Genomic DNA, 13,074 nt, shown 5'->3' with positions numbered 1-13,074 from the left:
CTCAGCGCGCGGCGATCGCGGCGCCGTCCTGCTGCGGATCGATGAGGATCTTGGCGTGCGACTCGGGGTCGCCGAGGGCGTCGAAGGCGCCCGCGACGCCCCCGAGTCCGACGACGCCGCTGATGAGCAGCGACGGGTCGAGGCTGCCGTCGGCGATCAGGCGCAGCGTCTCGGCGAACTCGCCGGGGTCGTAGCCGAAGGCGAAGCGCAGGTCGAGCTCCTTGTTGATCGCCATCGCGGGCTGGAAGCGGTCGGCCTCCATGCACACGCCGACGACCACGACGCGCGAGCGGGCCGGGGCGCTCATGACGATGTCGTCGATGACGCCGGGCACGCCGACGCACTCGAAGACCACCGGGCCGGACGGCGTCGCGCCGAGCCGGTTGGCGACCTTGAAGACCTCCCACCACGGCAGGAACGGCACACGACGCAGCTGCTCGGTGGTCGAGAGCCCCAGGGTGAGCAGGTCGGGCAGGGCGACGGAGCCGGCGGTCGTGGCGGGCACCTCCCACGGCGAGTCCTGGGCGGGGTCGACGACGACGTCGGCGCCGCAGGCCTCGGCGAGCGCGCGCCGGCGCGGGGAGAAGTCGCTCGCGACGACGGTGCGGTGACCGCTGGCCTTGAGCACGCTGATGACCGCGAGCCCGATCGGGCCGCAGCCGATGACCACGGCGGTGTCCTTGCGCCCGACCGAGCCGCGCCGCACCGCGTGCAGGGCGACGGCCATCGGCTCGGTGAGCGCGGCGAGGTCGGTGCCGACGCCGTCGGGCACCGGGATCGCGAACCCCTCCTGCACCAGCACCCGCTCGGCGTAGGCACCCGGGGCGACCTCGGCGAGGCCGGTGAGCTGCGGGGCGCCGTCGCTCTGCAGGATCGGCAGCGCGACCAGCGTCTGCCCCGGCTTCCAGGCGCGGCGGGTGCGCGGGCCGTACTCGAGCACGCGGCCGGAGAACTCGTGGCCCATGACCACCCGCTGGTGGCTGCGCATGAAGTCGTCGTACCCGACCGCGCGGGCGAGATCGGCCGTCGCGTCGCCGTGGTGGCGGGCGTGCAGGTCGGAACCGCAGATGCCGCAGTGACTGACCTCGAGCAGGATCTGCCCGGGACCCGGCACCGGGTCGGGAACCTCCTCGACGGCGAGTTCTCCCTGGTGCAGGACGACGGCGCGCATGGGGGGACGGTAGCGGGTGGCGGGGCGGGAGTTTCCCCGGTCAGCCGGGGAAACTCCTTCTTGGCACAGCAAGCATTCCCTGACAAGCGGGAGTTTCCCCTGACCAGTGGGACGCCGGGGACCGGCCGCAGTCCGCGCGACCGGTCACCCCACCAGCGACAGGACGGCGTCGAGGTCGTAGACCCCCGCGTCGCTGCCGAGCCCGCGGGCGACGAAGGACGCCGTCGCGCAGCCGAGCCGAGCGGCGGCCACCGGGTCGCGGCCGAGAGAGAGGCCGCGCAGGTAGCCGGCGGAGAAGGCGTCGCCGCAGCCGGTGGTGTCGACGAGCTCGCCCTCGCCCAGCGCGACGGCCGGCACCTCGACCACGCGGTCGGGCTCGGCGGCGGTGACCACGAGGGCGCCGCGGGCGCCCTGGGTGACCGCGACCGCTCCGGCGCCGGCGGCGACCAGGGCGCGGGCACCGGCACCGAGGTCGCTCTCGCCGGTGAAGCCGCGCACCTGCTCGTCGTTGGGCAGCAGGTGGTCGGTGTGCGGGAGCGCGTCGGCGATCCAGGCGAGCAGGTCGGGGTCGCCGGGGGCGAGGATGTCGACGCTCGTCGTGATGCCGCGGGCGCGGGCCCGGGCGAGCAGGTCGCCGGCGGCGGGTCCGCCGAGGAACTCCGGGCCGCCGAGGTGGAGGTGGGTGAGGCCGTCGAGGGCGTCGTCCGCGAGGTGGTCGAGGGTGAAGGCGCCGTTGGCGCCGATGCAGTGCCAGGCCGGCCGGTCGCCGTTGGGACGCACCGGGATCACCGAGGCGGAGGTCTGGTGTTCGGCCAGCCGCACGAGGCCGGCGGTGTCGATGCCCTCGCGGGCGAGCAGCGCGAGCAACGTGTCGCCGGCGGTGTCGGTGCCGATGGCGCCGAGGCTGCGCACCTGCGCCCCGAGCCGGGCGAGGACCAACGCGGCGCCGCCGGCGGTGCCGGCCGCCGACATCCGGATGGTCTCCACGAGCTGGCCGTCGGAGCCGGCGGGGATCGACTCGATGCCGATCACGTGGGTGTCGAGCACGTGGACGCCGACGGCGGCGACGACCATCGGGGCGGGGGTGGCGGTCACGGGGTCTCCTCCTGGAGGCGGGGGGTGGGGGTGCCGTAGCTGCGGGCGAGGGCCGCGAGGACGACGTCGGTCTGCTCCTGCTCGGTGAGCACCCGCGGGGTGCCGAGGGCGCTGGCGCGGTGGTGCAGGGCGGCCAACCACTCCAGCAGGACGGCGTTCTCGGCGGCGGCCTCGAGGTCGGCTCCGACGGCGACCGACCCGTGGTTGCCCATCAGCGCCGCCTGGCGTCCGGCCAGCGCCGCGCGCACGTGGTCGGCCAGTTCGGGCGTGCCGAACGTGGCGTAGGGCGCGACCCGGATCGCGCCGCCGAGCAGGAGCTGCTGGTAGTGCAGCACCGGCAGCTCGTCGAGCACGCAGGCCACCGCCGTGCTGAACGGGGCGTGGGTGTGGACGACGGCCCCGGCCTCGGGGCGGTCGGCGTAGACCCCGAGGTGGAGGTCGAGCTCGGAGGTCGGTGCGAGCGTGCCGGCGAGCACCGTGCCGTCGAGGCCGACCAGCACCGTGTCGGCGGCCGTGCAGGCCGCGAGCGCCACCCCGGAGCCTGTGACGACGACCTGCTCGGCGCCCGGCACGCGGGCGCTGAGGTTGCCGGCGGTGCCGACGAGCAGGCCCTCGGCGGCCAGCCGGCGCGCCGCGGCGGCGACGGCGTCCGCCACGGCAGCCGGGTCGGCGGGCTCGGCGGGGGCGCTCATCCGGCGTCGCCGCCGGGCGCGAAGCGGTGGAGGTAGGCGGTGAGCAGCGCGACGCCCTCGGCGACGAGCACCGGGTCGCCGTCGAGGCGGTGCTCGTAGGCGAGCTGGAAGACGCGGTCGCCGAGTTCGATGGCGAGCTCGGCGATCGCCGGCGTCAGCCGCTCGTCGCACAACCCGGCGTCGAGGACGAACTCGCGCAGGGTGGCGGCGGTGCGGGCGTTGTGGACGCGTCCGAAGGCGGCCACGGCCGCATTGGTGCGTCCGCGCAGGTAGATGACCACGAAGGCCGGCCGGCGCCGGTAGACCTCGACGAAGGCGGCCATGGTGGCGGCCACGACGGCATCGATCGTGACGGCGGGCAGGGCGGCGATGTCGCGGGCCACCTGCTCGTCCATCTCGTCCATGTCGCGCTGGGCCAGGGCGAGCAGCACCTCCTCCTTGTCGGCGAAGTACTGGTAGAGGGAGGCGACCGGCACCTCGGCGGCCTGGGCGATGTCGCGGGTGGTGAGCGCCTCGACGCCGTGCTCGACGACCAACCGCTCGGCGGCGTCGAGGATCGCCTCGACCCGGCGCCGGCTGCGGGCCTGCGTGGGGACGCGGCGCGGGACGGCGTCCACGGTCGTGGACGGAGGGGTGGAGGCGGGCATGGCGAGGAGTGTAGGGTGCCGAAACCAAATCTGACACGGTTTCAGGTTTGCCCCGGGACGCCGTGACCCCGCCGCCGTGGCCGCGTTGATCCCCCACCACCTCCGGCGACCGCTCGCGACCCCCCGGGCGCGCCCGACGGCCCGACGACGAGGAGCACCCGATGGCCCTTCCTCCCCCCACCCCCCGCCTCAGCCACGCCGGCCTGACCCGCCGCACCCTGGGCGCCGCCGCCCTCGGAGCGGCCGGCGTCCCGGCCCTGGGCGCCCTCGGCTCCCTCGGCACCGTTGCCGCCGCCGCCGACGCGACCGGGCCCCGCGGCCTGCAGGGCCGGCTGCCCGCGAAGGTCGACGTCGTCGTGGTCGGCGCCGGCATCGCCGGCCTGGTCACCGCCCGCGACCTCGCGCGCACCGGCGCGTCGGTGCTCGTCGTCGAGGCCCGCGACCGGGTCGGCGGACGCGTGCTCAACCACCACCTCGGCGGCCGCCCGCGCAGCGCCCACACGATCGAGTCCGGCGGCGCCTTCGTCGGCCCCACCCAGGACCGCATCCTCGCGCTGGCCGAGGAGATGGGGGTGAAGACGTTCCTGGAGTACAACACCGGTCAGAGCGTCTACGTCTCCTCGCTGCTCGGCCGCTCCACCTACACCGGCACCGTGCCGCCCGACCCGACGATCCTGCTCGACGCCGCCCTGCTGCTCCAGCGCCTGGACTCCATGGCCGCCGAGATCGACGTCGCCGCCCCGTGGGCGCACCCGAGCGCGGCCGACTGGGACGCCATCACCCTCGGGGAGTTCATCCGCCGCAACGCCGTGAACGCCTCCGGCATCGGCAACCTCATCGAGTGCTGGACCCAGCCGGGCTTCGGCGCCGACCCCGACGAGATGTCGCTGCTCTTCGTGCTCTGGTACATCGCCTGCTCGGGCAACGAGCAGAACGTCGGCACCTTCTCCCGCAACTCCGACACCGCCAACGGCGCCCAGGAGCGCCGGTTCGTCGGCGGCTCCCAGTTGGTGCCGATCCGGCTGGCCCAGCGGCTCGGCGACATCGTGGCGCTCGACGCTGCGGTGAGCCGCATCGAGCAGCGCGACCACGGCGTCGTCGTCCACACCGCCCGCGGCGTCGTCCGCGCGAAGCGGGTGGTCGTGGCCGCGCCCCCGCCGATGGTGCTCGGCATCGAGTGGTTCCCACGGCTGCCGACCCGGCGCCTCACGCTGCTGCGCCGCCTCGACATGGGCCAGCTCATGAAGTGCGACGCCGTCTACGAGACCCCGTTCTGGCGCGAGGACGGCCTCAACGGCTTCGGCATCAACGACGCCGGTGCCGCACGCGCCGTCTTCGACAACACCCCGCCCGGGGACGGCGCCCCCGGCGTCCTGCTCGCGTTCGTCGGCGGCGCCACCTGGCGCACCTATGGACCCAAGAGCCGGGCCGCGCGCAAGAAGGCCGTGCTCGAGGGGTTCGCCGCGATGTTCGGCGAGAAGGCGCTCTCCCCCATCGACTACGTCGAGGAGGACTGGACCAAGGAGCGCTGGAGCGGCGGCGGTCCGACCGCGTTCCACGCGCCCGGCACCATGGTCGAGTTCGGGCCGGCGATCCGGCAGGCGTTCGGGCGCGTGCACTGGGCCGGCACCGAGACCGCGACCTACTGGTCGGGCTACATGGACGGCGCCGTCCGCTCGGGCGAGCGGGCCGCGCTCGAGGTGGCGGGTCGCCTGTGAGGCGGGCGCTCGCGGCGCTGATCGCCGCACTGTCGACGACCGCGCTCGTCGCGGCGGTGCCGGCCGGCCCGGCCGCCCAGGCCGCCCCGGCTGTCCCGGCCGCCCGGGCCGCGGAGGCGCGCGCGAAGTGGGACACCCGCGTCTTCGCCCGGATGCCCGGCGGCCACCCCGCCTACGTGCACGTCGCCCGGTCGGGTCGGGTCTACGCCGGCACCTACATCGCCTCCGGCTCCACCGCCCCCTCGCGGGTGCAGGAGTGGAGCGCGGACGGCGTGCAGCGGCGTTCGTGGAGCGTGCCGCCGCGCTTCCAGCGACTCGACGCCGACCACGGCATCCAGGTGGCGGCCGAGACCCGCTCAGGGCGCCTGATCGTGCTGGAGACCTCGACGTCGTCCGTGCTCACCCTCGATCCCGACAGCGGCGCCTGGCGGCGCGTGGCCCGGCTGCCCGACGGCGCCGTTCCCAACTACGCGACCTGGGGGCCGGGCGGCCTCTACGTCAGCGACTACGGCGACGACGTCATCTGGCGGGTGCGCCCCGACGGCACGGTGAGCGAGTGGTTGCGCTCCTCGGCGCTGGCCGGCGTCCTGGAGTTCGGCACCACGGGACTGCGCTACGTGCCTGGCGATCGTGCGTTCTACGCGACCCAGCAGACGATCACCACCGGGGCGACCCTGCCGACGAACGGCGGGCTCTACCGCATCCCGATCGCGGCCGACGGATCGCCGGGCACGCCGGAGCTGCTGTGGACCTCGCTGCCCACCGACCTGCCCGACGGGTTCGGCATCTCCCGATCGGGGCACTTCCTCATCGCGATGGCGGGACTGACCAACCGCATCGTCGAACTCGACGCCGACGGCACCGAGGTCGACAGCTTCCCGCAGCTGCCGCTGGTCGGGGAGAACGGGTCGTCGATCCCGTTCGACACCCCGTGCAGCGCCACGTTCCTGGGCACGCGGGTGCTGGTGGCCAACCAGTCGGCGGTGCAGGGCGACGCCACGCACATGGCGATCCTCGACGTCGAGGTCGGCCAGGAGGGGGTGGCGCCGTGGGTGCCGCGCTCCGCCGAGTTCGGGCGCCGGTAGCTCCCGGCCCTACCATCCCCCGGTGACCGCCACGATCGACCCGGACGACCTCGCCGCGACGCTGCGGGTGCTGGAGACGCTGCACGAGCTGCCGGAGGACCACCCCGACCTGGTCACGGTCAAGCGCGCGGCCGCGCACATGTACAAGGCGATCAAGAAGGAGCGCAAGCTCCGCAAGCGCGCCGAGGAGCTCGCCCACGACCGCGCCGTCACCGAGGCCACCGCCACCGGGTCGGCGCTGCGCATCGACGACGAGACGGCCGGCATCCCGCTGGTCTCGACGGCCGCCGGCGCGTTCGCCGGGGAGCTGATCAACGCCCGCGGCTGCTACATCTGCAAGCAGGACTACACGCTCGTCGACGCGTTCTACCACTGGCTGTGCCCCACGTGCGCCGCCCGCTCGCACGCCAAGCGCGACCAGCGCACCGACCTCTCGGGCAAGCGCGCTCTGCTGACCGGCGGTCGCGCGAAGATCGGCATGTACATCGCGCTTCGGCTGCTGCGCGACGGCGCGCACACCACCATCACCACCCGCTTCCCGCACGACGCGATGCGCCGCTTCGCCGGGCTCGAGGACGCCGCCGACTGGATCGACCGGCTCAAGATCGTCGGCATCGACCTGCGCGACCCCACCCAGGTGATCTCGTTGGCCGACGAGGTCGCCGCCGACGGGCCACTCGACATCCTCATCAACAACGCATGCCAGACCGTCCGGCGCACCCCGGGCGCCTACTCCCGCCTGGTCGAGGCCGAGTCGGCGCCGCTGCCGGCCGGCGTCCGACTGCCGGAGATGATCAGCTTCGACCGCATCTCCGAGGCCCACCCCGCCGCCATCGCCGGCGCCCTGGCGTCCGAGGCGATCGCCCACCACGACGGCGAGTCGCCGGAGGCGGCGCTGGAGCACCACAACGCCGCCACCATCACCGCGCTGGCCCTCAAGGCCGGGCACGCCTCGCTGGCCGCGCACCTCGACGGCAGCGCCGTCGACGCCGGCGGGCTGCTGCCCGACCTGCAGACCACGAACTCCTGGACCCAGGTCGTCGACGAGGTCGACCCGCTCGAGCTGCTCGAGGTGCAGCTGTGCAACCAGACCGCGCCGTTCCTGCTGGTCTCGCGGCTGCGGGCGGCGATGCGGGCCGCGGTGGCCGGTGGCGCGCGGCGGGCGTACGTCGTCAACGTCTCGGCGATGGAGGGCCAGTTCTCGCGGCGCTACAAGGGCCCCGGCCACCCGCACACCAACATGAGCAAGGCGGCGCTCAACATGCTCACCCGCACCTCGGCCGGGGAGATGTTCGAGTCCGACCGCATCCTCATGACCGCCGTCGACACCGGGTGGATCACCGACGAGCGACCGCACCAGGACAAGCTGCGGCACGCCGGCGACGGTTGGCACGCCCCCCTCGACCTCGTCGACGGCGCCGCGCGGGTCTACGACCCGATCGTGCGCGGCGAGGCCGGCGAGGACCTCTACGGCTGCTTCCTCAAGGACTACGAGCCCTCGCCCTGGTGACGGCGTCCTCGACCGTCGTCCACAGGCCGGGCCGGGGGTTGGTCAGGTGAGTCTGTCGGTGGGCGTACCAAACTTCGGCTGACCAACGACAGACTCACCGGGCGGCCGGTGACTCAGACCGCCGTCCTCCACAGCCCCCACCACCACCTCCGCCACTAGCCTCGCCCCCATGAGCGCACTGGCCGGACTGGTGGACAAGGGCCTCATGAGCCCCGACTGGGCGACGGCGCTCGCGCCGGTCGACGAGCGGATCGCGGCGATGGGGCGCTTCCTGCGCGAGGAGATCGCAGCGGGGCGCGGCTACCTCCCCGCCGGCGAGCACGTGCTGCGGGCGTTCCGACGGCCGATGAGCGAGGTGCGGGTGCTCATCGTCGGCCAGGACCCCTACCCGACCCCGGGCCATCCGATCGGGCTGAGCTTCGCCGTCGACCCGCATGTGCGCCCCATCCCGCGCAGCCTGACCAACATCTACACCGAGCTGCGCGACGACCTCGGCATCGCGACGCCGTCCCACGGCGACCTGACCGCGTGGGCCGACGCCGGCGTCCTGCTGCTCAACCGGGTGCTGACCGTGCGGCCGGGCGAGCCGGCGTCCCACCGCGGGAAGGGCTGGGAGGAGGTGACCGAATGCGCGATCCGCGCACTCGTGGCGCGCGGCGGGCCGCTCGCGGCGATCCTGTGGGGCCGCGACGCGCAGTCGCTGGTGCCGACGCTCGGCGGCGTCCCGTACGTCGCCTCGGCGCACCCCTCGCCGCTCTCGGCCTCCCGCGGCTTCTTCGGCTCCCGGCCGTTCAGCCGCGTGAACGCCCTGCTGACGGAGCAGGGCGGTTCCGGGGTGGCGTGGCAGCTCCCGATGGAATAAAGTTGAATCCTCAACAAGTTGAGGTGATCATGACGCAGGACTCCACGGGCCGGATGCCCGCCCTCTACATCGGCCACGGCGCCCCGCCCCTGCTCGACGACCCGCTGTGGTCGTCCCAGCTGGCGGCCTGGGCGCAGGACCTGCCGCGCCCGACGGCGATCCTCATCGTCAGCGCGCACTGGGAATCGGCGCCGGTGAGCCTCAGCGCCAGCGGCGCGCCCCTGGTCTACGACTTCGGCGGCTTCGACCCGAAGTACTACCGGATGACCTACGCGACCCCGGACGCCACCGCGCTGGCCCAGCGGATCGCGGCGATGATGCCCGCCGGCGAGCCCGTGCACCAGCACACCTCGCGCGGCCTCGACCACGGCGCCTGGGTGCCGCTGAAGATCATGTACCCCGACGCCGACATCCCCGTGCTGCAGATGTCGCTGCCGACCCACGACCCGGGCCGGCTCCTCCAGCTCGGCGCGCGGCTGCGGCCGCTGCGCGACGAGGGCGTGCTCGTGATCGGTTCGGGCTTCCTCACCCACGGCCTGCCGTTCCTGCGCGACTTCTCCATCGACGCCGCCGCGCCGGGCTGGTCCAGCGACTTCGACCACTGGGCCGCCGAGGCGCTGGCCGCCGGCGACCTCGACACGCTCGCGAACTACCGGGAGCTCGCACCCGGCATGCCCTTCGCCCACCCGACGGTCGAGCACTACAGCCCGCTGTTCGTCACCCTCGGCGCGGCCACCGACCCCGGCGCCCCGGGCGAGCAGCGCATCGACGGCTTCTGGATGGGCCTCTCGAAGCGGTCGCTCCAGGTCGCCTGAGCGCCGACGCGACGGCGTCCGACCGCTGACGGGTGTCACTGGTGGGGCGAAACCTGATGTTGTGGGGCGAAGTTTCGCCCGACAACATCAGGTTTCCCCGGCTGACCGGGGAAACCTGAACCCCCCTACCGGATCCCCAACCGCCGCATCATCTTCAGCCCCGAGAGCATCGAGCCGACGTAGTCGCCGTACTCCTGGCCGGGGCGCGGACCCATGACCTGCTTCTTCAGCACGGCGAGGTTCTGCACGTCGGTGTACTTCAGCAGGCCCTGGTCGCCGTGGCGGGCGCCGACGCCGGAGGCCTTGACCCCGCCGGACGGCGTCCCCTTGGAGGCGAAGGCGGTGGCGAGGGCGTCGTTGACGTTGACGTTGCCGGCCTCGATGCGCTGGGCGATCGCGACGGCGCGGTCGAGGTCCTTGCCCCACACCGAGGCGTTGAGGCCGTACTCGGTGTCGTTGGCCAGGGCGATGGCCTCCTCGACCGTGCGGTAGCGGTGCAGGGCGACGACCGGGCCGAAGGTCTCGATGACGCCGCACTCCATGTCGGTGGTGACGCCCTCGAGGATGGTCGGCTCGAAGAACGCCGGCCCGAGGTCGGGGCGCGGCTTGCCGCCGGTGACGACGGTGGCGCCCTTCGCGACGGCGTCGTCGACGTGCGACTGCACGCGGCGCATGTGGTCGGGCGAGACCAGCGAGCCGAGCTCGGGGCCGAAGTCGTAGGCGGCGCCGATGTTCAGCGACTCGGTGGCCGCGACGAACGCGGCCTTCAGCTCGTCGTAGCGGCTGTCGGGCAGGTAGATGCGCTCGATGTGCATGCAGATCTGACCGGTGTTGCCGAAGACGCCGAACAGGGCGCCGCGCACCCACTCCTCGGCGTCGACGTCGTCGAGCACGATCATCGGGTTCTTGCCGCCGAGCTCGAGGCAGCAGCCGATGAGGTTGCGCCCGGCGCGCTCGCCGATCACGCGGCCCGTGGCCGAGGAGCCGGTGAACATGATGTAGTCGGCGTTGTCGATGAGGGTCGGGCCGACGTCCGGGCCCTCACCGCACACGACCTGGAAGAGCCCCTTCGGGAGGCCGGCCTCCTCGAGCAGCGAGATGCCGAAGAGCGGCGAGAGCGCGGTCTTGTTGTCGGGCTTCACGACCACCGCGTTGCCGGCCATCAGCGCCGGGATGGCGTCGGAGAGACCGGTGGCGAAGGGGAAGTTCCACGGCGCGATGATGCCGACGACGCCCTTGGGCACACGGATCTCGGTCGAGTGCGAGACCAGCGGCACCGGTCCGCCCCGCTTGGTCGGCGCGAGCAGCTTCTCGGCCCGCTTGAGGTAGTGGCTCATCACCATCGGCGGGTCGCAGGTCTCCTCGATCGCCATCCGCCGGTTCTTGCCGCTCTCGACCTGGATGAGGTCGGCGGTGCGGTGGGCGTTGTCGATGAGCAGCGTATGGGCGCGCTTGAAGACCTCGAGGCGCTGCTTGACCGGAGTCGCGGCCCAGCGCACCTGCGCGGCACGCGCCTCGCCGAAGGCGCGCTCGATGTCGGACGGCGTCGACTGCGGCAGCTCGACGAGCACCTCGCCGGTGTAGACCTCGGTGAGCGGCCACGGCGTCCGCGAGCCGTCGGAGGAGACGCGTGCGACGAGCCGGCGCAGCAGGTCGTCGGTGACGCTGGCCGGACGCGCGGGCGCCTGCGGCTTCTGCGGGGCGACGGTCATCGCGCACCGCCCAGCACGAGCGCCGCGCCCATCTCGCCGATCATGTAGGACGGCGCGTTGGTGTTGCCGCCGGTGATCGACGGCATGATCGAGGCGTCGCACACGCGCAGGCCCTCGACGCCCTTGACCTTGAGGTCGGGGCCGACGACGGCGAGGTCGTCGACGCCCATCCGGCAGGTGCCGACACCGTGGTAGACCGAGGTGGCCCGGTTGAGGATCGTGTGGCGCAACTGCTCGCCCTGCACGTGCCTGCCCGGGTGGGCCTCCTTGATGATCGAACCGCCGAACGCCTTGCTGGCGAAGATCTCGCGCACCAGGCCGGTGCCCTCCTCGAGCAGCTGGAGGTCCTCGGGCTCCGCGAGGTACTGCGGGTCGATGAGCGGCGCCTGGGTCGGGTCGGCCGAGGCGAGGCGCAGCGTGCCGCGGCTCTTGGGGTAGATGAGCGTGGTGAGCACGGTCAACGAGGGCACGGTGTCGACCTCGTGCCGGATCGGCTCGTCCTGGTTGCCCGACGGGTAGGCCCACGGCAGCAGGTGCAGCTGGAGATCGGGCACGTTGTTCTTCGCCTGCGAGGTCTGCAGGAACGCCAGCACTTCGAACACCGAGTTGGCCAGGAAGGTGCTGCCCGGGCGGGCGAGCTCCTTGACCAGGCCCTTGGCGAAGTAGGACGCCGTCCCCTTGTTCTTCGAGGCGGTGGTGTGGAACGTGACCGCGTGGAACAGGTGGTCGTGCAGGTTGTCACCCACCGGCAGGTCGGCCACCACGGAGATGCCGTGGTCCTTGAGGTGCTGGGCATGGCCGATGCCCGAGAGCATGAGGATCTGCGCCGACCCGACGAAGCCGGCCGACAGGATGACCTCCTTGCCGGCCCGGATCGTGCGGGTGGAGCCGTCCTTGTCGCGCACCTCGACGCCGACCGCGCGTCCGTTCTCGATGACGACCTTGGTGACCAGCACCTGGGTCTGCACCTCGAGGGTGGACGGCGCCAGGTGGTGGATGTAGCCGCGGGAGGAGGAGTAGCGCAGGCCGTTGGCGGCGTTCTGCTGCATGCGGCCGACACCCTCCTGGGTGGCGCCGTTGTAGTCCTCGAGGATCTGGCAGCCGGTGACCTCCGCGGTGGCCTGGAGGAACTGGAGCGACCCCTCCTGCGGGGTCTTGTTGATCGTGATGTGGATCGGGCCACCGGTGCCGCGGTACTCGTCGGCGCCGCCCTCGTAGTCCTCGAGGCGCTTGTAGGCGGCGTTGACCGAGTCGGCGTCCCAGCCGGTGTTGCCCTCGGCGGCCCAGGAGTCGAAGTTGGCGCGGTTGCCGCGCACGTAGACCATGCCGTTGATCGAGCTCGAGCCGCCGAGCACCTTGCCGCGCGGGACGGGCATCTTGCGGTCGAGGATGTGCTTCTGCGGCACCGAGTAGTAGCCCCAGTCGACGGTCTTCTTCAACTGCGGGACCGCGTGCATCGGGCCGATCATGCCGGGCTTCTTCACGAGGTACTGCTCGTCGCTCTTGCCCGCCTCCAGCACGATCACGCGCGCGCCGGACTCGGCCAGCCGCCCCGCGATCGTCGAGCCCGAGCTGCCCGAGCCGACGACGACGTAGTCGGCCTCCTGGGAGTAGGTCTTCTTGGCCATCGCCACCCTCGTTGCATACCGACGGAATGTGTCGGGGCCCACACTAGAACAGAAGTGGAACAGGTTCTAGTTGTTGGTCGAAGGTCGGTGGTGGGCTGCGCAAGTTTCTTCGGTCGACCGAAGAAACGTGCACTGGGAC

The 13,074-nt window shown here is 72.9% G+C and carries 11 protein-coding genes; 5 read left to right on the top strand and 6 right to left on the bottom strand.

Going from position 1 to position 13,074, the window contains the following annotated elements:
* Position 1 precedes the first annotated feature (1 nt).
* The 4 genes from ABD671_RS10030 to ABD671_RS10015 form a co-directional block, all read right to left on the bottom strand.
* Entirely contained in the window at positions 2-1,171 is a 1,170-nt protein-coding gene (locus tag ABD671_RS10030) for a zinc-binding dehydrogenase (protein WP_344733202.1), read from the bottom strand.
* 144 nt (positions 1,172-1,315) lie between these two features.
* Entirely contained in the window at positions 1,316-2,266 is a 951-nt protein-coding gene (locus ABD671_RS10025; protein WP_344733201.1) for a carbohydrate kinase family protein, read from the bottom strand.
* The gene (locus tag ABD671_RS10020) at positions 2,263-2,958 is read right to left on the bottom strand and encodes a class II aldolase/adducin family protein (RefSeq protein ID WP_344733199.1); all 696 of its coding nucleotides are present in this window, start codon (positions 2,956-2,958) and stop codon (positions 2,263-2,265) included. The genes ABD671_RS10025 and ABD671_RS10020 overlap by 4 nt, the downstream gene beginning before the upstream one ends.
* Positions 2,955-3,605: a TetR/AcrR family transcriptional regulator gene (locus ABD671_RS10015; RefSeq protein WP_344733198.1), complete on the bottom strand. Its 651-nt coding sequence runs from the start codon at positions 3,603-3,605 to the stop codon at positions 2,955-2,957. The genes ABD671_RS10020 and ABD671_RS10015 overlap by 4 nt, the downstream gene beginning before the upstream one ends.
* Positions 3,606-3,766: 161 nt before the next feature.
* Between ABD671_RS10015 and ABD671_RS10010 the strand changes: the two genes are divergently transcribed.
* The 5 genes from ABD671_RS10010 (at position 3,767) to ABD671_RS09990 (ending at position 9,595) form a co-directional block, all read left to right on the top strand.
* Positions 3,767-5,323, top strand: coding sequence for a flavin monoamine oxidase family protein (locus ABD671_RS10010; protein ID WP_344733197.1), 1,557 nt, complete (start codon positions 3,767-3,769; stop codon positions 5,321-5,323).
* Positions 5,320-6,408, top strand: a complete 1,089-nt coding sequence (locus tag ABD671_RS10005; protein ID WP_344733196.1) for an SMP-30/gluconolactonase/LRE family protein — start codon at positions 5,320-5,322, stop codon at positions 6,406-6,408. Before ABD671_RS10010 ends, ABD671_RS10005 begins: the two co-directional genes overlap by 4 nt.
* Before the next feature lie 22 nt (positions 6,409-6,430).
* Positions 6,431-7,918 (top strand): SDR family NAD(P)-dependent oxidoreductase, encoded by a 1,488-nt coding sequence (locus ABD671_RS10000; protein WP_344733195.1) that lies wholly within the window; start codon positions 6,431-6,433, stop codon positions 7,916-7,918.
* 169 nt (positions 7,919-8,087) lie between these two features.
* On the top strand, positions 8,088-8,780 hold the full coding sequence (locus tag ABD671_RS09995; protein WP_344733194.1) for a uracil-DNA glycosylase: 693 nt from the start codon (positions 8,088-8,090) through the stop codon (positions 8,778-8,780).
* Between the two features lie 29 nt (positions 8,781-8,809).
* Positions 8,810-9,595, top strand: a complete 786-nt coding sequence (locus ABD671_RS09990; protein ID WP_344733193.1) for a dioxygenase family protein — start codon at positions 8,810-8,812, stop codon at positions 9,593-9,595.
* A 125-nt stretch (positions 9,596-9,720) separates the two neighbouring features.
* Here the strand turns inward: ABD671_RS09990 and ABD671_RS09985 are convergent, their stop codons facing one another.
* Positions 9,721-11,307: a succinic semialdehyde dehydrogenase gene (locus ABD671_RS09985; protein ID WP_344733192.1), complete on the bottom strand. Its 1,587-nt coding sequence runs from the start codon at positions 11,305-11,307 to the stop codon at positions 9,721-9,723.
* The gene (locus tag ABD671_RS09980; protein ID WP_344733191.1) at positions 11,304-12,935 is read right to left on the bottom strand and encodes a GMC family oxidoreductase; all 1,632 of its coding nucleotides are present in this window, start codon (positions 12,933-12,935) and stop codon (positions 11,304-11,306) included. Before ABD671_RS09980 ends, ABD671_RS09985 begins: the two co-directional genes overlap by 4 nt.
* Between the last annotated feature and the right edge of the window lie 139 nt (positions 12,936-13,074).

The organism is Nocardioides fonticola (assembly GCF_039536805.1).
GTDB classification, from domain to species: Bacteria; Actinomycetota; Actinomycetes; order Propionibacteriales; family Nocardioidaceae; genus Nocardioides; species Nocardioides fonticola.
The sequence above is the reverse complement of the archived record's forward strand: the minus strand, read 5'-3'. Positions and strand labels throughout refer to the sequence as shown.